This window comes from Aliiglaciecola sp. CAU 1673 (genome assembly GCF_029223185.1).
GTDB lineage: Bacteria > Pseudomonadota > Gammaproteobacteria > Enterobacterales > Alteromonadaceae > Bowmanella.
In genome coordinates this window covers 94,379-117,399 of the sequence record NZ_JARHUG010000008.1, presented here as the reverse complement: position 1 = coordinate 117,399, position 23,021 = coordinate 94,379, and the positions used below count along the sequence as shown (strand labels likewise).

Annotated in this window: 19 protein-coding genes; 3 read left to right on the top strand and 16 right to left on the bottom strand. The window is 51.3% G+C overall.

What is annotated here, in order from left to right:
- Positions 1-21 precede the first annotated feature (21 nt).
- The 6 genes from P2G88_RS09655 to P2G88_RS09630 all read right to left on the bottom strand — a co-directional run bounded on the left by P2G88_RS09655 (position 22) and on the right by P2G88_RS09630 (position 4,031).
- Positions 22-816, bottom strand: coding sequence for a transporter substrate-binding domain-containing protein (locus P2G88_RS09655; protein WP_275795660.1), 795 nt, complete (start codon positions 814-816; stop codon positions 22-24).
- A 98-nt stretch (positions 817-914) separates the two neighbouring features.
- Complete coding sequence (locus tag P2G88_RS09650) at positions 915-2,246, bottom strand: FAD-binding oxidoreductase (protein WP_275795659.1); 1,332 nt, start codon at positions 2,244-2,246, stop codon at positions 915-917.
- Positions 2,246-2,818, bottom strand: a complete 573-nt coding sequence (locus P2G88_RS09645; RefSeq protein ID WP_275795658.1) for a GNAT family N-acetyltransferase — start codon at positions 2,816-2,818, stop codon at positions 2,246-2,248. Before P2G88_RS09645 ends, P2G88_RS09650 begins: the two co-directional genes overlap by 1 nt.
- Positions 2,811-3,206, bottom strand: coding sequence for a DUF2721 domain-containing protein (locus P2G88_RS09640; RefSeq protein WP_275795657.1), 396 nt, complete (start codon positions 3,204-3,206; stop codon positions 2,811-2,813). The genes P2G88_RS09645 and P2G88_RS09640 overlap by 8 nt, the downstream gene beginning before the upstream one ends.
- A 15-nt stretch (positions 3,207-3,221) precedes the next feature.
- Positions 3,222-3,647 (bottom strand): hypothetical protein, encoded by a 426-nt coding sequence (locus P2G88_RS09635; protein WP_275795656.1) that lies wholly within the window; start codon positions 3,645-3,647, stop codon positions 3,222-3,224.
- A gap of 3 nt (positions 3,648-3,650) precedes the next feature.
- Positions 3,651-4,031: a rhodanese-like domain-containing protein gene (locus P2G88_RS09630; protein ID WP_275795655.1), complete on the bottom strand. Its 381-nt coding sequence runs from the start codon at positions 4,029-4,031 to the stop codon at positions 3,651-3,653.
- 183 nt (positions 4,032-4,214) lie between these two features.
- Here P2G88_RS09630 and P2G88_RS09625 point away from each other — a divergent pair, with 183 nt between their 5' ends.
- Positions 4,215-4,766: a YkvA family protein gene (locus P2G88_RS09625; RefSeq protein WP_275795654.1), complete on the top strand. Its 552-nt coding sequence runs from the start codon at positions 4,215-4,217 to the stop codon at positions 4,764-4,766.
- A gap of 47 nt (positions 4,767-4,813) precedes the next feature.
- Here P2G88_RS09625 and P2G88_RS09620 read toward each other — a convergent pair whose 3' ends face one another.
- Complete coding sequence (locus P2G88_RS09620; RefSeq protein ID WP_275795653.1) at positions 4,814-5,941, bottom strand: hypothetical protein; 1,128 nt, start codon at positions 5,939-5,941, stop codon at positions 4,814-4,816.
- A 534-nt stretch (positions 5,942-6,475) separates the two neighbouring features.
- On the opposite strand from P2G88_RS09620, the gene P2G88_RS09615 reads away from it, so the two are divergent.
- Complete coding sequence (locus P2G88_RS09615; RefSeq protein WP_275795652.1) at positions 6,476-9,295, top strand: hypothetical protein; 2,820 nt, start codon at positions 6,476-6,478, stop codon at positions 9,293-9,295.
- 57 nt (positions 9,296-9,352) lie between these two features.
- Here the strand turns inward: P2G88_RS09615 and ahcY are convergent, their stop codons facing one another.
- From ahcY to P2G88_RS09585, 6 genes are all read right to left on the bottom strand, one after another.
- Positions 9,353-10,744, bottom strand: a complete 1,392-nt coding sequence (gene ahcY / locus P2G88_RS09610) for an adenosylhomocysteinase (RefSeq protein WP_275795651.1) — start codon at positions 10,742-10,744, stop codon at positions 9,353-9,355.
- A gap of 71 nt (positions 10,745-10,815) precedes the next feature.
- Positions 10,816-11,640 carry a cobalamin-binding protein gene (locus P2G88_RS09605; protein WP_275795650.1) on the bottom strand — a complete coding sequence of 275 codons (825 nt, stop codon included), beginning with the start codon at positions 11,638-11,640 and terminating at the stop codon, positions 10,816-10,818.
- Positions 11,637-12,605 (bottom strand): cobalamin biosynthesis protein, encoded by a 969-nt coding sequence (locus tag P2G88_RS09600; RefSeq protein ID WP_275795649.1) that lies wholly within the window; start codon positions 12,603-12,605, stop codon positions 11,637-11,639. Before P2G88_RS09600 ends, P2G88_RS09605 begins: the two co-directional genes overlap by 4 nt.
- Positions 12,602-13,300, bottom strand: coding sequence for a 5'-methylthioadenosine/adenosylhomocysteine nucleosidase (locus tag P2G88_RS09595; RefSeq protein WP_275795648.1), 699 nt, complete (start codon positions 13,298-13,300; stop codon positions 12,602-12,604). The genes P2G88_RS09600 and P2G88_RS09595 overlap by 4 nt, the downstream gene beginning before the upstream one ends.
- 86 nt (positions 13,301-13,386) lie before the next feature.
- Entirely contained in the window at positions 13,387-13,959 is a 573-nt protein-coding gene (locus tag P2G88_RS09590) for a DUF2726 domain-containing protein (RefSeq protein WP_275795647.1), read from the bottom strand.
- 99 nt (positions 13,960-14,058) lie between these two features.
- Positions 14,059-14,400 (bottom strand): hypothetical protein, encoded by a 342-nt coding sequence (locus P2G88_RS09585; RefSeq protein WP_275795646.1) that lies wholly within the window; start codon positions 14,398-14,400, stop codon positions 14,059-14,061.
- Between the two features lie 140 nt (positions 14,401-14,540).
- Here P2G88_RS09585 and P2G88_RS09580 point away from each other — a divergent pair, with 140 nt between their 5' ends.
- On the top strand, positions 14,541-14,999 hold the full coding sequence (locus P2G88_RS09580) for a CBS domain-containing protein (protein WP_275795645.1): 459 nt from the start codon (positions 14,541-14,543) through the stop codon (positions 14,997-14,999).
- Positions 15,000-15,031: 32 nt separating this feature from the next.
- On the opposite strand, the gene P2G88_RS09575 is transcribed toward P2G88_RS09580, so the two are convergent.
- The 3 genes from P2G88_RS09575 to gltB form a co-directional block, all read right to left on the bottom strand.
- The gene (locus P2G88_RS09575) at positions 15,032-16,810 is read right to left on the bottom strand and encodes an endonuclease (protein WP_275795644.1); all 1,779 of its coding nucleotides are present in this window, start codon (positions 16,808-16,810) and stop codon (positions 15,032-15,034) included.
- A 216-nt stretch (positions 16,811-17,026) separates the two neighbouring features.
- Complete coding sequence (locus P2G88_RS09570; RefSeq protein WP_275795643.1) at positions 17,027-18,442, bottom strand: FAD-dependent oxidoreductase; 1,416 nt, start codon at positions 18,440-18,442, stop codon at positions 17,027-17,029.
- 10 nt (positions 18,443-18,452) lie between these two features.
- On the bottom strand, positions 18,453-22,919 hold the full coding sequence (gene gltB, locus P2G88_RS09565; RefSeq protein WP_275795642.1) for a glutamate synthase large subunit: 4,467 nt from the start codon (positions 22,917-22,919) through the stop codon (positions 18,453-18,455).
- Between the last annotated feature and the right edge of the window lie 102 nt (positions 22,920-23,021).

Sequence of the window (23,021 nt, the reverse complement as noted above, 5' to 3'; positions counted from 1 at the left end):
GTGGAAGCGCCGATGTCTAGCTCAAGAATCCGGGGGCGGGGCGATAAATTGCATGAATTCAGCATCGAGTTCTTCCCGTTTTCCCGAAGAAGACAGTGCCTTAATGGCCTTGTTCAAGTCTCTAACCAAGGCTTTCGCCCCAGGCTGGGCTTTACCGACCAGCAGATGCAAAGAAACCTTATCGGCAGGATCGGGTAACATGCGAAACGCATTCTGATAACCGTAGCGGTGACGGATATGCTCCAGGGTAAAATAGCCCACCAGCATGCCAAAATCGCTCCAGCCGTTTTTTACCTGATTCAGACAACCTTGGTGATCTGCTGCCCGCTGTATGATATGTCCGAGCTTTGCCGAATCTGTTTTACCTTCGTCACTCAATTCAAAGCCCATGGGCAGGCAAAAACGTTTGCCAGTGGTGTCCTGCAGGTTTTGAATCGGCGAGTCATTGGCTACATAAAAGTGGACTTGAATCTGCAGCAGGGCATCGGAATAGTAGAAATCTTTGGCCCGTTCATCGGTGTAGACATAGGGAAATATGGCATCGTACTTCAATTCCTGGCCCCACTTATAAGCGCGCGGCCAGGGCAGCACATCCAACTCCATCCTTGCTTCCATGTTCTCAAACAGTGCTTCTACCAGAGCGACAGCCCAGCCCCCCTGGGGCAGACTTTGATCTGCATAAGGGTAGTAATTGTCGCCGGTAGCCAGTTTAAAAACCTTGTCAGCAGACGCTGCCGCAATGCCGTAGCTACTCTGGCACAGGGTCAAAATAAGCAGAAACCGGGGAAAAAACTTGACGCAAAACAGACTGCGCACGAACTCAAATCATCCTGCCAGGAGGTGCATTCCTTTGGGACTCTAGACTGCCGGTAAACTGATGTCCAGCTTATATCTGCCCTATTAATGATCTGGCGCTACAAAGCATCTTTTAGTCTGCCCCAATGGTAGAAACCCCAAAGCCCCAATCGTCTGAATGGACTAAAAGGAAACTTTGGTAAGGGGGATTGGAAAAAGGGTAGCGCACACTCAGGGGCTTTTCCCGCCACCCGCTCAGCCAAACGTTTACCTGCCTGTGATGCGAATGACACCCCAGAGCCACAATAGCCCATGCTGTAAAACACATTATCTTCGGCCGCACAGATACGTGGATAGTCATCGAAGGAGACGCTGACCCAGCCGCTCCAGAAATAGTCGACTGTGACGCCTTTGAGCTGAGGAAAACCATCGAGCAGAGCTGACAGCAACCGATTTTGGTACAGCGGGTGATTGGCATCCTTACCTTTGATTGCGCCGCGGCCACCGAACAGCAGGCGGCCATCCGGCAACAAGCGGTAATAGTACTTAAGCGCACGAGTATCCATTACCACCCGACCGGGAATAAGGCCTATAGCCTCTTGCTGTGCCGAGGTTAAAGGCTGAGTGACAATAATGCTGGAAAGGACCGGGAAATGGCGGCTATCAATGGCTTTGTGAAAGCGATTTACGGTGTATCCGTTGGTGGCGATCACCAGCTTATCTGCAATTATCTCTGCCTGCGGCGTAATCAGGCGATGCTTGGCGCCACTTTTTTCGATACGCAGCACCGGTGAGTCGCTATGCAGTTTGGCGCCTGCATCAGCAGCCATCCTGGCATATCCCAGCGCTAATTTAAGGGGATGCAAACCAAAACAATAAGGGAAATACAGTGCGCCATGGGCTTCGGCACCATTGAGGAATTCCTGCTTGAGGCGGTCTTTGTTAATAAACTCAACTGGATCCTGATGATGTTGCCTGAGCCAGTCTGCTTGTTCCTTTATTGTGCTCGCCATGGAAGGATTGTGGGCCACTTTTAAATAGCCTTCGTGGCCACGATCGCACTGGATATCCCCTTCTTTGATCAGTGTTTCAACTGTATCGATACCCTGACGGTATTCCCGGTAGATATTGTCGGCGACTTGCGCCCCCCACTTGTGGTGCATTTGCGCAAAAGAGAGTCTACCGGTGCCATTTAGTACGAAGCCTGCGTTACGGCCACTGCAGCCCCAGCCCACTTGATTGGCTTCGAGCAGAATCGGAGCAATACCTTGTTCACTAGCCAGGTGATAGGCGCAGGAAAGCCCGGTATAGCCGCCACCAATAATGGCTACCTCTACTTGTTGGTGGCCACTTGCTGGCGCATAGGCAACAGGCGATGTGGTGGCTGACCAATAGGAAGCGGGGTAGGGCTGGGCCTCGCCACAAGCTTTATCTACCAAGGGGTCGAACATCAGGCTTCCTTAAAACGCAGCAGCATTTCGGCCGCGACACAGTCACATTGGGTTCCACAAATGGGGCAAACATAGCCGTCGTTGTCACAGTTATCCTGCCACTTCCCGGGATGCTCTTTGACCAGCTTGCCGCCGCATTTTGAGAAATACAAAAATGCACTGTTGCCAGGACTGGCCAGCCAGATATGAGCAAGTCCGGCTTTGGCCCCTTGCTTTTGTGCTTCGCCAACGGAGAGCTTTAACATTTTCGAACCAATGCCGGCCGCGCGGTAATTCTCATCCACGGTATTGCATTTGAAATAGCACACCTGATCTTCGGATAACTGCCAAAGGTTAGGACTACACCATTTGTCGGGCTGCCAGTTACCTGCAGCCAGTGTCAGTCGAAAACCCACCAGACGCTCGCCATCCAGAGCAACCCAACTGGCGTTTATGCCGTTTTTTAAGCCGGCTTGATAGAAATTCTCCAGGCTCTGGCTGTCCATATAGTTGTCACCATGTACATGGTTAGCCAGTTGTAATAAACGTTCAAAATGTTCAGGAGACAAAGGTTGGTAAGCAATATCAGTCATTTTTCTTCTTATAGTGAATATTGAGGCTTTGTAAGTGTACATCCAGCGCTTCCACAGAAATGCGGATTTCCATTACAGACAGCCAAAGGGACCATAACAACAGCACCAGACTGGCACCGAAGATCCAGCCGCCAATGCTTTGGTAATCGAGATAAATGGCCAGCATAGACAGCACGCACAGGAAAAAACTGCCGGCCCCCGCTTCCTGCATGCGTTTGATAAGTTGAATGCGACGGCGCAAGTTAGCGATCTGTTTTTGAGTGCTATCCGATGGCTCTTCAAAGTTACGGATAATAGTGGCCAGGGTCACAAATCTGTTGGTGTAGGCCAGCAATAACAGAGAAATGGCCGGGAACAGCAATGCCGGTGTGGTCAGGGTGATTTCCATGGAGGTTTCGCCGTGCTAAGTGTGAGACAATTCTGCCACAGTGTTTAACATTGCTTGCTTGGCACTTTCAACATCAGCGTATGAGCGATCATAAATAGAGCCGACAAAACCACAGCTTTTGCGGACCTTTTCCAACTGCGAGAGTCCCACCGCAGAAGGCATACAATAGGCGTCGCCCACACAACCCAGTTTGAGACATTCCAAATACACCTGGCGCAAATTCTCTGCGGCTGCAGGAATGGATACATCATGCTCCATGCCATCGGCAATATAGGCCCATGGTTGCTTGTTATAGCTTTGAGCCAGGGACAATATGGCTTGTTTATAATGCTTGCTAAGCCCACCACCCAAGATGCCTTTAAAGGTGGCGATAATCAAAGGTCCCTCTTGGCTAAGCTCGAAACTGCCATATTTATCGGCTTTCTTCAGCGTGACGCTCATCGCCTATTGGCTACCTTTTTCAATGGGAAGGCCTGCTGATTCCCATCCTGGCATATCGCCTTTTAACAAGGAGACGTCAGTGAAGCCCTTCTCCAATAGTTGCGCCTGCACCATGCCTGAGCGTCGCCCTGTACGGCAATAAAGTACTATCTTCTTGTCTTTGTATTCGGACAGCCAGGGTAGATTGGCATCCACTTGATCATGGGGCATATGGAGGGCGCCAGGGACGTGACCTTGTGCATATTCTTCTTCACCACGCACATCGATAATCAGCAACTGATCGCGTTGTTCCATCACTTGCTGTTGAGTCATACCGCTGTGTTCATCAGCAGCTACGCAAAGTGGTGAGCCGATGAGCATCAGTACCAGAAACGAAATTCGCATACTTTCCCCCTGATTTTGGGGCAGTGTAAGGCTTGAATGGCACCGAGTAAATACGAGCGCACAGCTGTTAGCTTAGTAGTTCAAAGGATGCAGATAAAATTGTCTGATATCTGGCACTTATTCGGGCCTGGGGTTACCCTCAGTATAGTGAATTAGTGGATCGCTTATTTTTAGGAGGAAAAGATGTCACTGGATATCACTTTTACCCTGACTGACGCCGATTTGGAGCATTTCAGGGATCTTATGCGCGGCTCTATAGACAGAGCGCAGAATCTGAGTGAAGAACAAATTAAAAACAATTGCACTAAGGCAATCCAGGAACTCAAAGCCGACGAACTGCCGGCGTTTATCTCCCAGCGGGTAGATAAGTTGAGTCAGTTGATGCAGATGATTGACGATGCCGAATGGCAGCTGCCCGAGGAAGAGCGTAAGGAAGTATTGATTGCACTGGCCTATTTCTGCGAGCCCGCCGACTTGGTGCCGGACCATATTCCTGTACTTGGCTATATGGATGACGCCATCATGATCGAGTTGCTGGTAAAAGATCTGGCAGACAATTTCGATACCTATGGCGAATTTTGCACCTTTCGTGACACAGAGCGTCATCGTCGTGGCGCCGATGTACAGGTGTCTCATGAGGACTGGTTGTCGACGAAACGCCGTGAATTGCATCGCCGTTTGCGCGATAAACGCTCCTCAAGACAAGGGCGTCGCATCTTTAGCCGGGTGTTTTAGGTCTTCTAACACTTATGTTAAGGGATGCCTGTGCTCCCTTAATATGCCTAGTTCCTGAACAGACTGATTGTTGCCATCAATTCAGCTTGGGAGTGTATACGCATCTTGCGGTATATCGCCTTCATATGGGTTGCCAAAGTATTGTAGGTGACGGCCATTTCGGTGGTGAGATCAGTAAGCTTCTTCTTGCGGTTGATGGCCTGAATTACTCTAGTTTCCATGGCCGTTAAACCATATTCCTTTGCCACCATAGGCCAATTAATGGCATTTTGTTTACTGAGGGTTATCAGGCAACATGGCTGGCCCATGTCAACGAAATCTGAATGCCAGTTCAGAGGCGATATGGTGATCAACAGGGTTTCGCCATCAGGGCGCTCAAGCACAATGGATTCCTGAGGAAGATTAGTAAATGCCAATTGTGTGCAAGCTCTGATGCTTTGGTGCAACTTCAGATGATAAGCAGAAGGCGACATTGTCAGCAGATTGCTACTTATAAATATATCGCTGGAGGACTGCAATTCTCTTGTCGCCACATCGTTGGTCAGTATGGTACGCCCCAGTGTGTCACAGACGATCAGCCCTTTGTCCGTTTGATCCAGGATACTTTTACTGATGGCTGCGTAACGTTTGTGTAAGGTTAAGTCTTTATAAATCTTTAAAGCCCGGCTGAAATGTGGTGTCAGCAGTGACATCAAAGCGATCTCTGATTCATTGTAGTTGGGAGAATTCGGCCCCCGGTTGATGGCCAGCAACGATTCATATTCCATGTCCCGTATTAACAAGCTGGCTACGGAGTATCGTGTTTGAAAGCGCAAGTAAAAATCACGGTAGAAGTCGGTATTTTCAAACGCTTGCAAGTTGATGTTTGCTGTCAAGTCCATACAGTCCCCTTCCAGCATGTATCCTACCGTTTCCAGAAGAGGATCTTCATGAGCTCGCTTCTGGTATTCCAAGTAGGCCTCCTGCGGGAAATCCACCAGGGAGCGAAACTCCAAGACTTGAGGAGATGGTTCAGACAACTTATGCAGAAACAAACAAGCCTTGTTGGAATGGGTGTATTCAATGACCTTATCAAGCACCCTTAACCACTGTCCGTCCAGACCGGCTTGATAAATCTCACCAATCAGTTCGGATAATGCCTTTGCCGCCAGTAATGGCGTGGATGGAGACAACATTTGGTGGGGGTCACTATCTGTAGTTCGGTAAATGATTATACCAAGTCCATTAATGATCTGGTCAACTCAGAGCCCTTCTGGCCGCTCCCTGCGGGCGAGGCCAAAATGCCCCCTGGCGGTGTTAGGAGCCTTTGATTTAGCCCCACTAAACCTGCGGGCACCAGCCTTGCCATAGAACATTTTGACTCTCGCTGAGTGATCACATCATTAATGGAATTGGTATTCCTACGCTAATCAATGCTGAACAGTTGTCAATATCATCACCTATCCAGGTGGGGTGTTATTTTTTACAGGGAGCTGACTCAAGGCCGCGGCTATTGTGCCTTTAGCATGCTTTGAAAGCCTAGATTGCATCTTTGTATCTGCCCAATTCAGCTATTTTTTATCCCCTGTATAGGTGATATGGAAAACTTTCCAACGGTGAAAGGTGGTTTGAAGGTCTTTCTGTAAGCTATTGAATAATAAGGCATTTAAAGTTGGCGTGGGATTTGCCGGGCAGTCCGTTGCAGTTTAATCTTATATCGGAGCATTAGAATGAAAAAGAACAGGACGCACGCCTTAGCCCTGGCAATTAGTTGTGCTTTGGCTTTATCAGCCTGTGGAGGTGGTTCAAGTTCCACACCAACACCAACACCAACACCAACACCAACACCAACACCAACACCAACACCGACACCAACGCCAACACCCACACCAACCCCTCCCGCCATGGTTAGTTTACAGATTGAGGGGCAAGTTTTTGATGATGAAGTCAGTCAGGCGCTGGTTAGCGTGACCATCGGTGAGAAAACCTTTACAGCCGAAGCGGACAGTCAAGGCCACTACAATCTGGGAATTGAGTTCGAAGAGGGTAGTCTGCCTGTTAATCAGGTTCTGACACTGAAAGCGGCAGGGGTCAACGACCAGCAACATATTGCTTTGGCTTCCAGTATGGGATCTTTTGCCCAGTTGACTGCTCTGGCGGGGGCGGATGGTGTATTGGAACGGGGAGAAGCGGAAACCAATGTCACGCATGTATCAACTGCAAGCCATCTGTGGGTAAAGGCCTTGAACGGGGGACAGATCCCCTCGGCAGATGATGATTTGCAAACGTTGCGTTCACAAATAGCCCCAGACAGTCTGCTAAATACGGCTTCCGCCATTAAAGTCTTCGCCGATAATGAAGCATTTACGCCTCCAGAGGGCGTCACCACCTTAAGCCTTTTTGGCACCGGAGCCGACGATCCGCAACAAGCCCTCACCACGTACTTGCGACAGCAAGGGATTGCCGACGAACAGGGAGTGACGTCCACTGCCTATCAGCAGGCGCTTTTAGAAGCGCGTTTACAGACACTGTCTGAGGATGCACTAGCCCTGGATTTCTCTTTGTCTTTGTTAGAAAACAGAGCACATCTGTTCATGAGTTCCCATCACCCGGACTTTTTGCCCAATGCTGTGGAAACTGTCTATCTGCGCGCTGATGGGACGGGCGTGGTTGGCGACAATGCGTATGATTTTTCCGTCAAGGACACTGCAGTTACCTGGCAGCTAGAGGGTAAAAAGCTACGTATCGATTTTGGCGACGAACATGTTTCGCCAATCTATGCGATTGTGTCAGATGAATGGTTGGAATGGGTTGAAGAGAGATTCGGCCAAGCTCTGATGGCGCAACTAAAGGCGTGGCGTGACCAGCAACGTCTGCCAAATCAGCTGCTTATTGAGCAAAAACTGCAGGCATCTGAATCTTCGTTGCTTTCTGCAGGCCCTCTAGGTGGCGTAGTTGCCAGGGTCTCGGACTACAGCTACACATTGAAACTGGACGACGCATTAAAAGCCGAACTAGATCCAAGCATCAGCCTGACTGTGCAGTACAGGGAGTTTGCTGATGCGACGAATTGGATGCATACGGTTGAGCCGGCTGTTAGTGGATTGAACGGTGCGGCTGGCGATTGGGCCATGCCCGTACCAATGGAAACAGATACCTGGAAAGATTATGTGCACGATGTTTTACGCCTCAATACTGACGGCAGTGTTGGCTTTAGCCTCAATACTTCACTCAACAATGTCAGTTGGTCGAGCGATGGCTCCAGCATTTTGCTAACTGGTGTGGAAGAGGCAGGAACCAGTTATCGCTATACTCCCTTTGTAACGCGGGAAAATCAGTACCTTAGTCTGATTCAAATAGAAAAAAGCGGTCAGGTGATTTCTGCATTTACACGCCAAATCACTTATGTGTCTGCCGTGCCGGATTTTGCCACTGCCTTGGTAACGACCTTACCAAATTACTATCAGGCACATATTAATTCAAATATCTCGTCTTCTTGGAAGGGGAATCAACTCAAGGCGGAAAATGTTTTTGGGTATCAGTTTAATGCTGATGGCACGATGCAGCGTGTCTACCCCATCTATCCAGATAGTAATATGACATTGTATTTAGATACGGGTTGGCAATGGTCTGCACAGGGAGACACTGTACAGTTCTCACGAGCAACCTCAACCGGTGCTGAGCGACAGCGTCACTGGCGGGTGCTCAATCGTGATCAACAAGGCAAGCACATGGTTATCGAGTGGCAACTGGTTAAAGAGCCCAGCGGCAGTGAGTGGCTTGAGATTGCACCGCGTCTGAATATTTTGGCCAAGGGGGCGCTCAACCAATGGCCTGAGCTCTGGCAGGAACCGGGCAATGGTAACCAAGAGATTATTCCAGTGATGGCATCGGACCTCTATGGCATTGCCTTGTCTTTCTTCGACGCTACTGACGCACAGGAATTTATGCAAACTCTGCATTTTTCCGAAAATGGAAGTTTTCGTTCAAGCGACGGACAGTCTGGAGCCTGGTCAGTAAACGCAGAAGGTAGGTTAGTTTTGGTCTGGCAGGGCAAAACGGTTACCGTCAGTTTGTTGGGTGTAGACCCTGATACTGCGGCATTCAGCTTATCCTGGCTGGAAGGAAACCAGAATGCACAGCAGCTGTTGGCGTATGCCATCGACAGCGAAGAATACCAATTCAATGCCAGCGATTTGGTTGGTGAAACCTACTTCCTGGTCGGAGAGAACGGCTTTATGGCTGAGGCCTGCGAGCTGTGGGTGATTGAAGAGTTTGAGTTCCTTAACAACCAAGAATACCGATTAAATGATTGTGTTAGTCATGAGGACGAAATCGGCACCTATCAGGTAGACGGTCAAGGCAATCTGGTCATTCAATTTGGTCAAAATCAAACGGAATATATCAGTGTCGTTGGATTCAATGCTGCAAGAGGCGGTTGGTTATGGTGCTGGAGTGAGGCCCTTAATGCATGTGAATCTGGTGAGCTGGGCTATGCGTTTTACAGTATTGAGGATGCTCAGGCATTTATACAAAGCCGCCAGAACTAAGGCAAAGACAATAATGAAAATGGCACGAGTCTCGTGCCATTTTCTTATCCGTTGCTGTTAGTAACGATAGGCATCGGTCTTGAACGGGCCTTCCACCGGTACCTGGATATAGTCCGCCTGCTTGGGGGTCAACTGGGTGATCACGCCATTAAAGCCCTGTACCATGTAACGGGCCACCTCCTCATCCAGCGCTTTGGGCAATACTTCCACCCTTAGCATTGCCATGCGCGCGCCCTTGTCCTGATTGGCATAACCCTGACGGTACAGGTGAATTTGTGCCAGTACCTGGTTAGCGAAAGAACCGTCCATGACTCTGGAAGGATGACCGGTGGCGTTGCCTAAGTTGACTAAGCGGCCTTCAGAGAGCAGCAGCAAATGATCGGCAGGATCATCGCTGCGATAAATCTTATGCACTTGAGGCTTAATCGATTCCCAGCGCCAGTTTTTACGCATGAAGGCGGTATCGATTTCATTGTCGAAGTGGCCGATGTTGCAAACGACCGCGCCATTTTTAAGCGCTTTAAGCATATTGGCGTCACACACATCAATATTGCCGGTAGCAGTGACGACTAAGTCGGTATTGGCCAAAAGCGCCTGATTGATGTCGTCCAACTTGCCGGTATTGCGTCCCTCAAGGTAGGCAGACACCACTTCAAAGCCGTCCATGCAGGCCTGCATGGCGCAGATGGGGTCTACTTCGGTGACTTTGACGATCATACCTTCCTGACGCAGGGATTGGGCCGAGCCTTTGCCCACATCACCGTAACCAATAACCAGCGCTTTCTTGCCCGCCAGCAAGTGATCAGTGGCTCGTTTAATGGCGTCATTCAGACTGTGGCGGCAGCCGTATTTGTTGTCATTCTTGGATTTGGTGACCGAATCGTTAACGTTAATGGCGGGTACCTTCAAGGTGCCTTTTTTGAGCATAGATTCCAGACGATGCACACCGGTGGTGGTTTCCTCGGTAATGCCATGTACTCCTTCAAGTATCTGCGGATATTTGTCGTGCAGCATGGCAGTCAGGTCGCCACCATCATCCAATATCATATTGGCAGCCCAGGGCTTGCCGTCTTTCAGAATCGTTTGCTCCAGGCACCAGTCATATTCAGCTTCTGTTTCCCCTTTCCAGGCATACACTGGCACGCCCGCCGCCACTATTGCTGCGGCGGCATGATCTTGTGTGGAAAAGATATTGCAGGAAGACCAGCGTACTTCTGCGCCCAAGGCTACCAAGGTTTCTATCAGCACCCCGGTTTGGATAGTCATATGAATACAGCCAAGGATTTTGGCTCCGGCCAGTGGCTGCTCGGCGCGGTATTTCTCGCGAATAGCCATCAAAGCCGGCATTTCGCTCTCGGCTATGGTGAGCTCTTTGCGGCCCCAGTCGGCCAATGACAGATCGGCTACTTTAAAGTCGCCTTTTTTAATGGTGATATTGTCGTGATTCATCGCCTTTTCCTATACAGCAATTCTGTTCCCAGCATGGCGATGTTTTACGCAAGGATCAATGAATTCGTTCACTATTGCATCGATATAGTGGACGACCGATGGATCCCCTCGCAGAGCTGTTGCACCCCATCGGGCAGTCTCAGGCTGAAGCGATGCAGATTGTCAGGATTGACCTGGACAACGTCGGCTTCGCTGAGCGTCAAACTGGCAAGCCAAGGCTGCCACATCTGCTTTTGTTGGTTAAGGGGCTGCTTATTCGCAGCAATTAATGTCTGTGGTCGGCGCGCAATGACCGCTTCAAATGTGACTTCCGGGTAATCATTGGGGGCATCCGCAAAGATATTGTTGGCATTGCACAAGGACAACAAGTGGTTGGCCCAGGCACCGGGGCCAATGGACATCAGCGGCTTTGGCCACATGTAGTAGAACACTTTGCGAGATGGGACAGCGCGATAGTCTGCTGCAATGTCGTTCAATTGTTGTTTGAATGCGGTCGCCAGTTGCTGGGCTAATGCTTCTTTATCCAAAAGCTTGCCCAAGGCAATAACTTCATCGGCGATATCCAGAGGACGATTGGGATTGGAGTAAAAGATCTCAAATCCCAAAGAAGCCAGTCGCTGCAGATCCTGCGGCTTGTTGCCACCTTGCCAGGCCAGGATAAGATCCGGCTTGAGGCGCATAATGGCTTCAAAATTGACCCCTTGATAGTCGGCTACTTGCGGCAGGCTTTGCGCCTCTTGGGGATAATCGCTATGCGCACTCACCGCCAGCAACTGGTCACCGGCATCTAAGGAGTACACAAGTTCTGTCGTATGGGGAGCCAAACTTATCAGGCGAAGGGGATTGGCCCACAATAATCCAGGCAGTAAGCCAAAACACAACAGCAGCCCTCTCACCTGATATGTCCCATGGCAAAGTAAAAAGCATATCCCAGTAACAGCAGGGTTAGCATAATGGCTTGCGCTCTTAACAGGCTGTGACGGGCACGGGCGATATCCTCTACACGGGCCTCGCGAAGACCACCACATTTTGGCCAGCGGCGTTTAACGCCGTCGTATATGGCAGGACCCCCCAATTCAATGCCAAGGGCACCACCGGCATAGGCCAGCAACCGGGTCTGCTGACCGACACCTTTTGCCAGACGTTTTCTGGCGCGAATAGCACCAGTCAGATTTTCAGCTGCCATTAGTGTCAGTAAACCCAAGCGCACAGGCAACCATTGAAAAACACGACATAGCCAGCTAATCGGTGCGCCAAAATGCACAAAACGGCGCTGCTTAATGTTCCATACCTGGCTGAACTCATATAACAAACGGTAGGCCAGCGCGCCCACACCACCGAGGAGTAAGAACCAGAACAGGGGGGTACAGAATTGATACAGAAAGCGCTTTACTGCCGACTCCACCACCGCTTTGCTCAGCCCCATGCTGGTCAGTAGCTCTGTTTCTCTGAGCAGTAATGCACGAGACTTATCCCGCGCCAGGGCTTTTTTATTTACGGCCAGCGCCGATTGAACATGGCGCATGGCCTTGGGAACCGGTTGAAAACGTATGGCTATATACAGCAGCAATGCATCAAAAAATTGCGGATATTCGGCCAGCCCGATAAACAGGCCGATACAGACTAAAATCGGTGTCAGCAGCACTAAGGGGGCCAGGCTGCCGGATAAGCGCTGCTGATAAGGCGTATGATTCAGGCCAGGATGGACTTTGTCGGCCATGCGACTGGCCAGCAGCCGAAAGAAGCTTAAAGGATGATACTTATCCGGCCATACCCAGAGTTTTTCCACCAATACCACCAGTAACACTATCCACAGCGTATGCAGGATGGGATGGCTTAGCAGGGCCGGATAGTCGTTCATTTGGCAAGGGTTTTGATCATATCCATAACCAAGGTAGCGGAGTTTTTAGCCGCTTGCTCCAGATACTGCTGGAAGGACATGCTGGAGGTTTTACCGGCAATATCGGACAAGGAGCGGATCACCACGAATGGGGTATCCAGCATAAAGCAGGTTTGACCAATGGCAGCACCTTCCATTTCCACCGCTTTCATATCCGGTACCAGATCGCGCAGTCTGGCAGCGGCCACGTCACAACCAATAAATGAATCACCGGTACAGATCAGGCCCTTCTTGCAGTTAACGTGCAGCACGTCAATGGCCGCATGCTCGGCAGCGGCGATCAAGCGCTCATCACAGGGGAAACGGGAGGGCAGGCCAAAGACCTGGCCTAATTCATATCCAAAGTGGGTCACATCCACATCGTGATGCATCACATGGGAGGCGATAACCACATCACCAATATTCAAACTGGTATCAAAGCCACCGGCAGAGCCGGTATTGACCACGAAATCCGGTGCGAAACGGTCGATCAGGATGGTGGTAGCGACCGATGCCGCCACTTTGCCAATGCCACATTTGACCACCACCACTTCGACGCCATGCAGTTTGCCCTCAAAGAAATTGAGGTGAGCGTATTCGTAGGTTTTGACATCTTGCAGGGTGTTTTTTAGCAGCGCGACTTCCTGATCCATCGCACCGAGGATACCAATTTTCATGTGAATTAGAGACCGTATTGAAATTGGGCGACATTTTACTGACTCTGTCGCCCAATACCAAATCTACTTGCGGCTCTACATATCCATTAAGCGGTAACAGGACGATTCAAGCTGCTCTTGGCATCATCTTTCATGGTGCCTTGTACTAACGGTTTCTTCGGCTCTTTGTAACGTACCGGTGCCAGTTTGGCGTCAATACAATCACGGATGTCTTTGGCGCTGTATCCGGATTTGACCTTGATGCGCAGATGGGGAATACGTGCGGCATCCAGTGCACTGCTGACAAACCAGTCACGCTGGCTCTTGTAACCTTCTTTACCTTGCTGGTGGACCAAGTCGACCGCAACGACCGGGCTTAGATCCTGCTTATCACACAGGATAAAATCCAGATAGCGGCTATTGGCCTTAAGCATGGCACTGCGGCCAGTTTTCTTGTCTGTGCCTTGGCGAAGAGTGAGAATGTCGCTCAATCTTACCCGGCAAACAATGCGGTACTGGTCACCCACAGCCGACTCAATCAGATCGAGAAAACTACGCTCCACTGGCGTGAACAGGTTGCTGCGCTTTTTAAACGGAAAGGCCAGGTTGTCGCCGTTTAGTTTGATGGCGCCAATGGCCACGATGATAAGAATCATCAATAAGATAATGGTCAGTTCCATGCTTCACTCCACAATACGACAAAGTTTTGACCCTGGGGTCCGGTGCCTGGTAGAGCTGCAATTAAAATGCCAAAAATGTGGCTGTGGAGCGCAAGGGAGTTATTGTTTTACCAGCATATCTATTTGACTGCCTTCGCCGTCCGCGGAGATGATTAACAGCCAGTTGCCGGAGGCATGGCGAATCACTTGCCGGTCTTTTTCCGTTTGCACTGAAATATCCGTCAGTTGCTGATAGAAAGCCAGGGCTTGCTGAGGTGACTGGTTGGCGTGATAACTTAAACTGGCCGGTAACTTATCATCAAAAAGTTGGCAGTAGCTGGCATTTTCCATGACGGGTAATTGATGAAAGTCACTGGGACAGACAGAAGCGAATAGCGGGCTGGAAACGCCGAGCAGAACGCCGACTGCTATCATTTTACCAAGTGTTTTAAATGGCGCCACGTTAGGCCTCTTTGTTTTCTCTTAAGTGGGCAAAAACCCGATTGGGTGTGGTCTAACTATAGGGTTAGCTTTGTTGCAGAGCAATGCAGCCAGTCAATAACCGGGTATGCTATTGAAAGTTTGGGTATAAAAGGAGCGCTATGCGCATTCATCTTGAGCGATTTATGACCAAGCAACTGGTGACCATCAAGCCCGAGGCCACCCTTGCTGAGGTCAAAGCCATCTTCGCAAAAGCGAAGTTCCATCACTTGCTGGTGGTGGAAGCCGGCAAGTTAGTTGGCGTGGTCTCGGATCGGGACTTATTGAAAACCGTTAGTCCTTATATTGGAACCGCAGCCGAGCGGGCTATGGATACGGCGACCCTGACCAAAAAAGTGCATCAGATCATGTCTCGCAACTTATGGGTACTGGGGCCGAAGGACGATGTCTATGACGCGGTACAAATGTTCAGTCGTCAACGGATCTCCTGCATCCCAGTGGTCGATGCCGAGAGAAGACCGGTGGGTATTATTAGTTGGCGGGATATTATGCGTTTGCTGATCCAACTGAAGACAGCCCGTGAAAGCAAAGAAGTGCAATTGGATGTAAAAGGGACTTAGTGTTGTGGGGCGGCCATAGCCGCCCCCTATGACTACTTAAATGTCAGTGACCAGTTGTTCAACTGTCCCACATCCTGTTTGTAATGATCGGTGACCTTTAACTGCCAGATCCCACGGGCGGCACTGGTCAGATTGATCTGATAGGTTTTCACCAGATCCTGTGCGCCATCGCCGCCATTATAGTTTTGCAGCAAGGTACTGCTTCCATCGGGGGCATAAAGCGTCAGGCTGATATCGCCACGGTAGCTATGACTGATATTGACCGATACGTCCAGCGTACCCGCATTGCCATCCCGATCTACCTCAATGTTGCTGATCACACTGCTTTTGTCTGGAATAGACAGGGTTTGATTGTTCTCGAACACACTTTGCACAGGTGCGCTGCTGCCACCACCATTGCTGGCGAAGCTCTGACCATTGTTGATAGTCCCGGCGCTGTGACTTGCTGCTTGCCAGGTAAAATCAGCATATTGACTGCCACTTCCCACCAGTTGCAGTGAGTGGCCTACCGGTGTGGTGCCGGTCTCGCTGATTCCGATATCGATGGAGGTCATTCCCTGTGCCGCGCCATCGGTGGCGGTCATACTGCCTTCGTAGCTGATAAACTGCACCACCGCACCGCTGGCATTGACCAGTGCGAGACCATCCGGCGCACCGTTTTGCAGGCCGGCCATGGCAACGCTAAGGGTACCGAAGCCATTGCTTTGGTTAGTCAGGCTGCCGCTAAGGCTCACACTCATATACTGCGCACCATTGGTGCCGTTATAGGCCACCAGGCTCCAGCCGTTAAGATCCAATCCGGCGGTACCCGCCACTTCCACAAATTCATTGCTGTCGGTACCGTCATTGTCATAGTGGAATTCGTTGATCCAGGCCGAGGCTGCTGGGCCTGAGCCACCACCGCCTGAGCCGCCTCCTGAACCACCGCTACCATCCAGGCCGCTGCAATCCTCAGTAAAAACACAAGCCACATATTCAGGGTGGTCGACGAAGGGATTACGGTTGCCCTGGAAACCATAAATGGCATCGTTGTGACGGCGCTCAAAGTCATCCACTGGATCTTCCTGGTGCCATTGCAAGAGCACGGATCTGATCCCCATATAGGCCACCGATAAGTTGCTGCCTTGATTGGAGTTGGCAATCAGGGCTCTGTCATCGGTGAGGATCAGGTCAGGCTCAGCAGTACCGGTAACGCTATGAGTGCCGCCTTCATAGCGGACATCCAAATACATCAGTGCACGGGCTACATCACCACGCCGTCCTGACCAGGTTTGCCAACTGCCATCAGTGTTGCCACCGGCGGTGTAGTTGGCCTCACCGGCGCCACGACCATGGTTGCTGTCGGTGGGTTTCGCGTCACAGCCGCTGGTGCAGTTGTCGTAGGGCTTGTTGCTACGACTGGAGTTGTAACCACTGTCGGAGATAAACAGATGGTGACCGTCGGTATAGGGGTAATTGTCGCTGCCGTCGGTGGGAAAACCGTAGGATTTAGGCCAGCTGTGTTCGCGATTATAAAAAGAATTTCCGCCGCCCGCTTTGGGATAACTGGCGTTTTTGTAGATATCAATGACATTGGCGGCGTTAGCTGGATCCTGATCCGCTTGTTCCAATAAGTCCCAGGTGTCGGTAGCCGTTGAGGTATAGGGGAAGCGCTGGTGATCATCGATGATCTCATGCAGCGAGTCTCTTAGTACCTGACCGTTGGCGGTATTGATATTGTCGTAGTAGCCGGCTGGAACAGCGGCGATGGCAAGGGAGCCGGGCAGGCAGAGCGCCAGCATTAAAGCTCTGAGTCTTTTTGTTATTATCATCAGATTTCTCGTTATTTTTATGGTTATCGGTCGGCCCTACCTATCCCAAGGTAGTTGGCTTGACCCCAAGCACGACAAATCAGCTGTTTTCCTTACGGCACTGTGATTTTGGGGCAAAGAAATTTGGCACAAAAATATGACAGTTTTGTGACCAAGATGAAAAAACCGGCAAACAAGCCGGTTTTATTCAGGACAGAGAGTAAGCTCAGAGAAGCCTCAAACTCCCATATAATCCAATATGCCTTCGGCGGCTTTGCGGCCTTCAAAGATGGCGGTGACCACTAAATCCGAACCGCGCACCATATCGCCACCGGCGAAGATCTTGGGATTACTGGTCTGAAAGGCGTATTTACCGTTTTGCGGCGCCCGTACCCGGCCTTTTTCATCCAGGATCACCCCATGCTCCGCTAACCAGGCAGCCGGGCTTGGGGCAAAACCAAAGGCGATGATCACGGCATCGGCTTCCAGTACATGCTCGGAGCCTTCGACCGGTTGTGGGCTGCGTCGACCGGCGCTATCCGGCGCACCCAACTCGGTTCTGACCAACTTGACCCCACAGGCGCGCCCGGCTTCATCCAGGGCGATATCCAGGGGTTGCAGGTTGAATTGGAAATCGACACCTTCTTCGCGGGCATTTTGCACCTCACGGCGAGAGCCGGGCATATTTTCTTCATCGCGACGATAGGCGCAAATAACCGACGTGGCGCCTTGGCGGGTAGCAGTGCGTACACAGTCCATAGCGGTATCACCACCGCCTAGCACTACCACGCGCTTGCCCTGCATATCGATATAGGCGCTGCTTTCCTGCTCCAGGCCCATCAGTCGATTGGTGTTGGCAATCAGGTAGGGCAGCGCTTCATAGACGCCGGGGGCGCTTTCATTGTCAAAGCCGCCGCGCATGGATTTATAGGTACCCATGCCAAGAAAAACTGCATCGTACTCAGCAAGTAACTGCTCGAAGCTGATGTCTTTGCCCACGTCAGTGTTGAGTACAAATTCCACACCCATTTCAGTGAAAATTTCCCGGCGCAGTTTGACTACCTCTTTTTCCAGCTTAAAGGCGGGTATGCCAAAGGTCAGCAAGCCGCCAATTTCCGGGTAGCGGTCAAACACCACCGGGGTCACGCCATTGCGCACCAACACATCGGCGCAGGCCAGGCCCGCTGGTCCTGCGCCAACAATGGCTACGCGCTTGTTGGTGGGCACTACGCCGGACATATCCGGACGCCAGCCAAGCTTAAAGGCGGTATCGGTAATGTATTTTTCGATACTGCCGATGGTCACTGCCCCAAAGTCATCATTAAGGGTGCAAGCCCCCTCACAGAGTCTGTCCTGTGGACAGACCCGGCCGCAGACCTCCGGCAGGCTGTTGGTTTTATGGGACAGCTCTGCCGCTTCAAAAATCTTGCCTTCGTTGGCCAGTTTCAGCCATTGGGGGATGTAGTTATGAACCGGGCATTTCCATTCGCAATAAGGGTTACCACAGTCCAGGCAACGATCGGCCTGACCGGCTGCCTGACTGTCACTCATGGGATGATAGATTTCGGCAAACTCGCTTTTACGTAACATTGCCGGTTTCTTTGGCGGGTCGATACGCTCTACATCCACAAACTGGTATACATTCTTTGCCATACTGCTACTCCTATTGGGCCTGTACACGCAGCTCGTCGCTGGAGCGGCTGATATGACCAAGCAAGTTTTTCACATCGCTGGTCTTGGGTTTTACCAAGCGGAATTTAGGCAAATAATCGTTGAAGCGATTCAGAATTTTAAGTGAGTGCTCGCTTCCGGTTTCCTCATAGTGCTGGTCAATTAAGCCGCGCAAATGTTCGGCCAGAATGGGCTTGTCTTCGATGCCCATGACTTCTACCAGATCACCGTTGACCCGGCGGTGGAAGTCATCCAACTGGTCAAGCACGTAAGCGAAGCCACCGGTCATACCGGCGCCAAAGTTAACCCCGGTCTTGCCAAGCACGGCAACAATTCCGCCGGTCATGTATTCGCATGCATTGTCGCCAGTGCCTTCCACCACGGCGATTGCCCCGGAGTTACGCACGGCAAAGCGCTCACCAGCACGACCTGCAGCAAATAACTTGCCACCGGTGGCACCGTACAAACAGGTATTGCCCATAATGGCGCTTTGATGGCTCAGATAAGAGACATTGGCAGGCGGATAGATCACCAGTTTACCGCCGGCCATCCCTTTGCCCACATAGTCGTTGGCATCGCCTTCCAGACGCATCTCCAGGCCGCCGGCATTCCAAACCCCAAAGCTCTGGCCGGCAGTGCCCTTAAATTGGATCTTAATTGGATGGTCCATCATGCCCTGATTGCCGTGCAAAGTAGCAATATGGCCGGATAAGAGCGCGCCTACTGAACGGTCGGTATTGCGGATAGCATAGCGGAAATGACCACCCTGGCGTTTTTCGGCTGCGCCACCGGCATCGGCCAGCAGTCGTTGATTCAACAGGCCCTTATCCAAGGGGGCGTTGGTCACTTCAGAGCAGAACAGGCGCGTATGGGCACCGGCCTCGGATTTTGCCAATAAGGGGGACAAATCCAGGCGATTTTGCCGCGCGTTAATGCCGTCAATCACTTCCAGTAACTCGGTACGGCCAATCAGCTCATCCAGCTTACGTACGCCGAGGCTGGCCATGATTTCGCGCACTTCCTGGGCAATAAAGCGGAAGTAGTTCATTACCATCTCGGGCAAGCCAATAAAGTAGTTGTCGCGTAGATTTTTATCCTGGGTAGCCACGCCGGTGGCGCAGTTATTGAGATGGCAAATGCGCAGATATTTGCATCCCAATGCGACCATGGGGCCGGTGCCAAAACCAAAGCTTTCGGCGCCGAGGATAGCCGCTTTAATTACATCCAGGCCGGTTTTCAGTCCACCGTCTGTTTGTACCCGCACTTTGTGACGCAGACCGTTTTCCACCAAAGCCTGCTGGGTTTCAGCCAGACCAAGCTCCCAGGGGCTACCGGCGTATTTCACCGAGGTAAGGGGGCTGGCGCCGGTACCGCCGTCATAGCCGGAGATAGTAATCAAATCTGCATAGGCTTTGGCCACACCGGTGGCGATGGTGCCTACACCGGGCTCAGAGACCAGTTTCACCGAAATTAGCGCCTTGGGGTTGACCTGCTTAAGGTCAAAAATCAACTGGGCTAAATCCTCAATGGAATAAATATCATGATGAGGAGGCGGCGAAATCAGGGTCACGCCCGGCACTGAATAGCGCAGCTCGGCGATATAGCGGTTGACCTTATCGCCGGGCAGCTGACCGCCTTCGCCGGGCTTAGCGCCTTGGGCCACCTTAATCTGGATCACTTCGGCGTTCATCAGATAGTGAGGGGTAACTCCGAAACGTCCCGAGGCCACCTGCTTGATCTTAGAGTTTTTCTCGGTGCCAAAACGCTTGGGATCTTCACCGCCTTCACCGGAGTTAGACTGTCCGCCTAAGCGGTTCATGGCGATGGCCAAGGCTTCATGGGCTTCGGGGCTAAGTGCGCCAATACTCATGGCGGCGGTATCAAACCGCGGATATAGCGATTCGGCCGACTCTACCTCGTCAATGCTGATGGCCTCTGTATCGGGTTTGAGCTTAAGCAAATCGCGCAGATGGGCCACCGGTCTGTCGTTGACCAGGTTTGAGAAGACCTGGTAGTCCTCATATTTACCACTGACCACTGCCTTTTGCAGGCTTTGCACTACATCCGGGTTGTAGGCGTGATACTCACCGTCATGCACATATTTGAGCAGGCCACCGTGGCTGATGGATTTACGCTTAATCCAGGCCACCCGGTTAAGGTTAACCAGGTCCTGTTCGAAATCATCGAAATTAGCACCCTGGATACGGCTGGGCACCCCACGGAAACACATTTCCATCACTTGTTTGTGAATGCCCACTGCTTCAAAAAGCTTGGCGCAGCGGTAACTGGCCACCGTGCTGATGCCCATTTTGGACATGATCTTGAGCAGACCCTTGTTAATGCCTTTGCGATAATTCATTACCGCTTCCATGGGGCTGATATCGAGCTCACCTTTTTGCACCAACTGTTCGATGGTTTCATAGGCCAGGAAGGGGTAAACCGCGGTGGCACCTAAGCCAAGCAATACGGCGAAATGGTGAGGATCGCGCGCTGAGGCAGTTTCCACCACGATATTGGCGTCACAGCGCAGGGATTTTTCCACCAACCGACGTTGTACTGCTCCCACCGCCATCGGCGCGGGAATGGGCAGACGATCGGCTTTAATCTTGCGATCCGAGAGAATAATAAAGGTGGCTTTTTTCTGCTTCACCAGGTATTCGGCTTCGTTACAGATACGCTCGATAGCGGCCTTTAACCCTTCATCGGGGCGATAATTGAGGTCAACCACTTCGGAGTAATAATGTTCAGGATCGTATTCACGCAGCTGCTTGAGATCCGTGTACACCATCACCGGTGATTCGAATAATACCCGGTTGGCATAACCAGAGGTTTCCGAAAACACGTTTTGCTCACGGCCAATACAGGTGGCCAGTGACATCACATGGGCTTCGCGCAACGGATCGATAGGCGGGTTGGTAACCTGGGCAAACTGCTGGCGGAAATAATCATACAAAGTACGATGCTTGCCGGAGAGCACCGCCATCGGGGTGTCATCACCCATTGAGCCCACCGCTTCCTGGCCGTCTTTGGCCAGCACTTTCAGCACCTGCTGTATTTCCTCATAGCTGTAATTAAACTGCTTGTGGTAGGTAGCCATCATATTGTCATCAAAAAGCGGCACACCAATCAGGCTGGCATCGCATTTTTGAATGGGCAACAGACGTTTGATATGTTTATCCAACCATTCCTTGTAGGGATGGCGACCTTTGAGATCGTCATCGATTTCAGTGGAACGCCAGATTTTGCCGGTATAGGTATCCACCGCCAGCATTTCGCCGGGGCCCACACGGCCTTTTTCCAGCACATCCTCTTCCCGGTAGTCCCAAATCCCTACTTCGGAGGCGAGGGTAATCAGACCATCTTTGGTCAGCACATAACGGGCCGGGCGCAGGCCGTTGCGGTCCAGGTTACAGGCCACATGGCGGCCATTGGTCATGACGATGCCAGCCGGGCCATCCCAAGGCTCCATATGCATGGAGTTGAATTCGTAAAACGCCTTAAGTTCACCGTCCATGGTTTCGTTATTCTGATAAGCGGGCGGTACCAGAAGACGCATGGCGCGGAAGAGATCCATGCCGCCAGCCAGAAACAGTTCCAGCATATTATCCAAAGAGGAAGAATCTGAACCGTCGGTGTTAACGAAAGGGGCGGCATCATGCAGATCCGGTAGCAGGGGGGTACGGAATTTATAAGTACGTGCTGCTGCCCACTCGCGGTTACCGCGAATGGTGTTGATCTCGCCATTGTGAGCCAAAAAGCGGAATGGTTGTGCCAGTGGCCAACGCGGCAAGGTATTGGTGGAGAAACGCTGGTGGAAAACGCAGATAGCCGACTGCATACGTTCGTCTGCCAAATCCAGATAAAAATTGGGCAGATCTTTGGGCATCACCAGCCCTTTGTAGATAGTAACCAAGGTGGATAAGCAAGCTACATAGAAATCCGGATCCTGACTCAAGCGCTTTTCTGCACGGCGACGGGCCATAAACAGGCGTCGTTCCAAATCCTTTTTACGCCAGCCGGGGGGGGCGTTAACAAACACCTGCTCGATTTGCGGCAGGCCACTGCGGGCCAACTCACCCAGAAGCTCTGAATTGGTCGGCACCTCGCGCCAGCCTATCAGTTCCAGGGTTTCCCTTTGCAGCTCTTCATTGACCACTTGACGAGCGGCTTCTGCCAGTTCCCTGTCCTGGCTTAAGAAAATCATGCCGACGCCGTACTTCTTACCCAGCTTCCAGCCGTTTTCCTCAGCAATGGCACGGAAGAATGCATCGGGTTTTTGCATCAGCAGGCCACAGCCATCGCCGGTTTTTCCATCAGCGGCAATGCCGCCCCGATGTTCCATACGGTCAAGGGCATGGATGGCGGTTTTTACCAGCTGATGGCTGGCTTCGCCTTTGGTATGGGCGATCAGGCCAAAGCCACAGTTGTCCCGGGAATCATTCGGGTGATACAAGCTCATCTTGTTAGTTCTCCTTCAACCTGTTCAAACGGGCAGGGCGATGTTCTTTTCGCGGCGTCATGAGTTTGACTTCTGTGGTCAAATTATTGTTCTCATGTGCCA

What these genes read in the sequence shown, in the direction of transcription:
- P2G88_RS09650 (WP_275795659.1), bottom strand. Translation starts at nt 2,246, where the DNA reads ATGTTCGACCCCTTGGTAGATAAAGCTTGTGGCGAGGCCCAGCCCTAC.
- P2G88_RS09645 (WP_275795658.1), bottom strand. Translation starts at nt 2,818, where the DNA reads ATGACTGATATTGCTTACCAACCTTTGTCTCCTGAACATTTTGAACGT.
- P2G88_RS09640 (WP_275795657.1), bottom strand. Translation starts at nt 3,206, where the DNA reads ATGGAAATCACCCTGACCACACCGGCATTGCTGTTCCCGGCCATTTCT.
- P2G88_RS09635 (WP_275795656.1), bottom strand. Translation starts at nt 3,647, where the DNA reads ATGAGCGTCACGCTGAAGAAAGCCGATAAATATGGCAGTTTCGAGCTT.
- P2G88_RS09630 (WP_275795655.1), bottom strand. Translation starts at nt 4,031, where the DNA reads ATGCGAATTTCGTTTCTGGTACTGATGCTCATCGGCTCACCACTTTGC.
- P2G88_RS09625 (WP_275795654.1), top strand. Translation starts at nt 4,215, where the DNA reads ATGTCACTGGATATCACTTTTACCCTGACTGACGCCGATTTGGAGCAT.
- P2G88_RS09620 (WP_275795653.1), bottom strand. Translation starts at nt 5,941, where the DNA reads ATGTTGTCTCCATCCACGCCATTACTGGCGGCAAAGGCATTATCCGAA.
- P2G88_RS09615 (WP_275795652.1), top strand. Translation starts at nt 6,476, where the DNA reads ATGAAAAAGAACAGGACGCACGCCTTAGCCCTGGCAATTAGTTGTGCT.
- ahcY (WP_275795651.1), bottom strand. Translation starts at nt 10,744, where the DNA reads ATGAATCACGACAATATCACCATTAAAAAAGGCGACTTTAAAGTAGCC.
- P2G88_RS09600 (WP_275795649.1), bottom strand. Translation starts at nt 12,605, where the DNA reads ATGAACGACTATCCGGCCCTGCTAAGCCATCCCATCCTGCATACGCTG.
- P2G88_RS09595 (WP_275795648.1), bottom strand. Translation starts at nt 13,300, where the DNA reads ATGAAAATTGGTATCCTCGGTGCGATGGATCAGGAAGTCGCGCTGCTA.
- P2G88_RS09590 (WP_275795647.1), bottom strand. Translation starts at nt 13,959, where the DNA reads ATGGAACTGACCATTATCTTATTGATGATTCTTATCATCGTGGCCATT.
- P2G88_RS09580 (WP_275795645.1), top strand. Translation starts at nt 14,541, where the DNA reads ATGCGCATTCATCTTGAGCGATTTATGACCAAGCAACTGGTGACCATC.
- P2G88_RS09575 (WP_275795644.1), bottom strand. Translation starts at nt 16,810, where the DNA reads ATGATAATAACAAAAAGACTCAGAGCTTTAATGCTGGCGCTCTGCCTG.
- P2G88_RS09570 (WP_275795643.1), bottom strand. Translation starts at nt 18,442, where the DNA reads ATGGCAAAGAATGTATACCAGTTTGTGGATGTAGAGCGTATCGACCCG.
- gltB (WP_275795642.1), bottom strand. Translation starts at nt 22,919, where the DNA reads ATGAGCTTGTATCACCCGAATGATTCCCGGGACAACTGTGGCTTTGGC.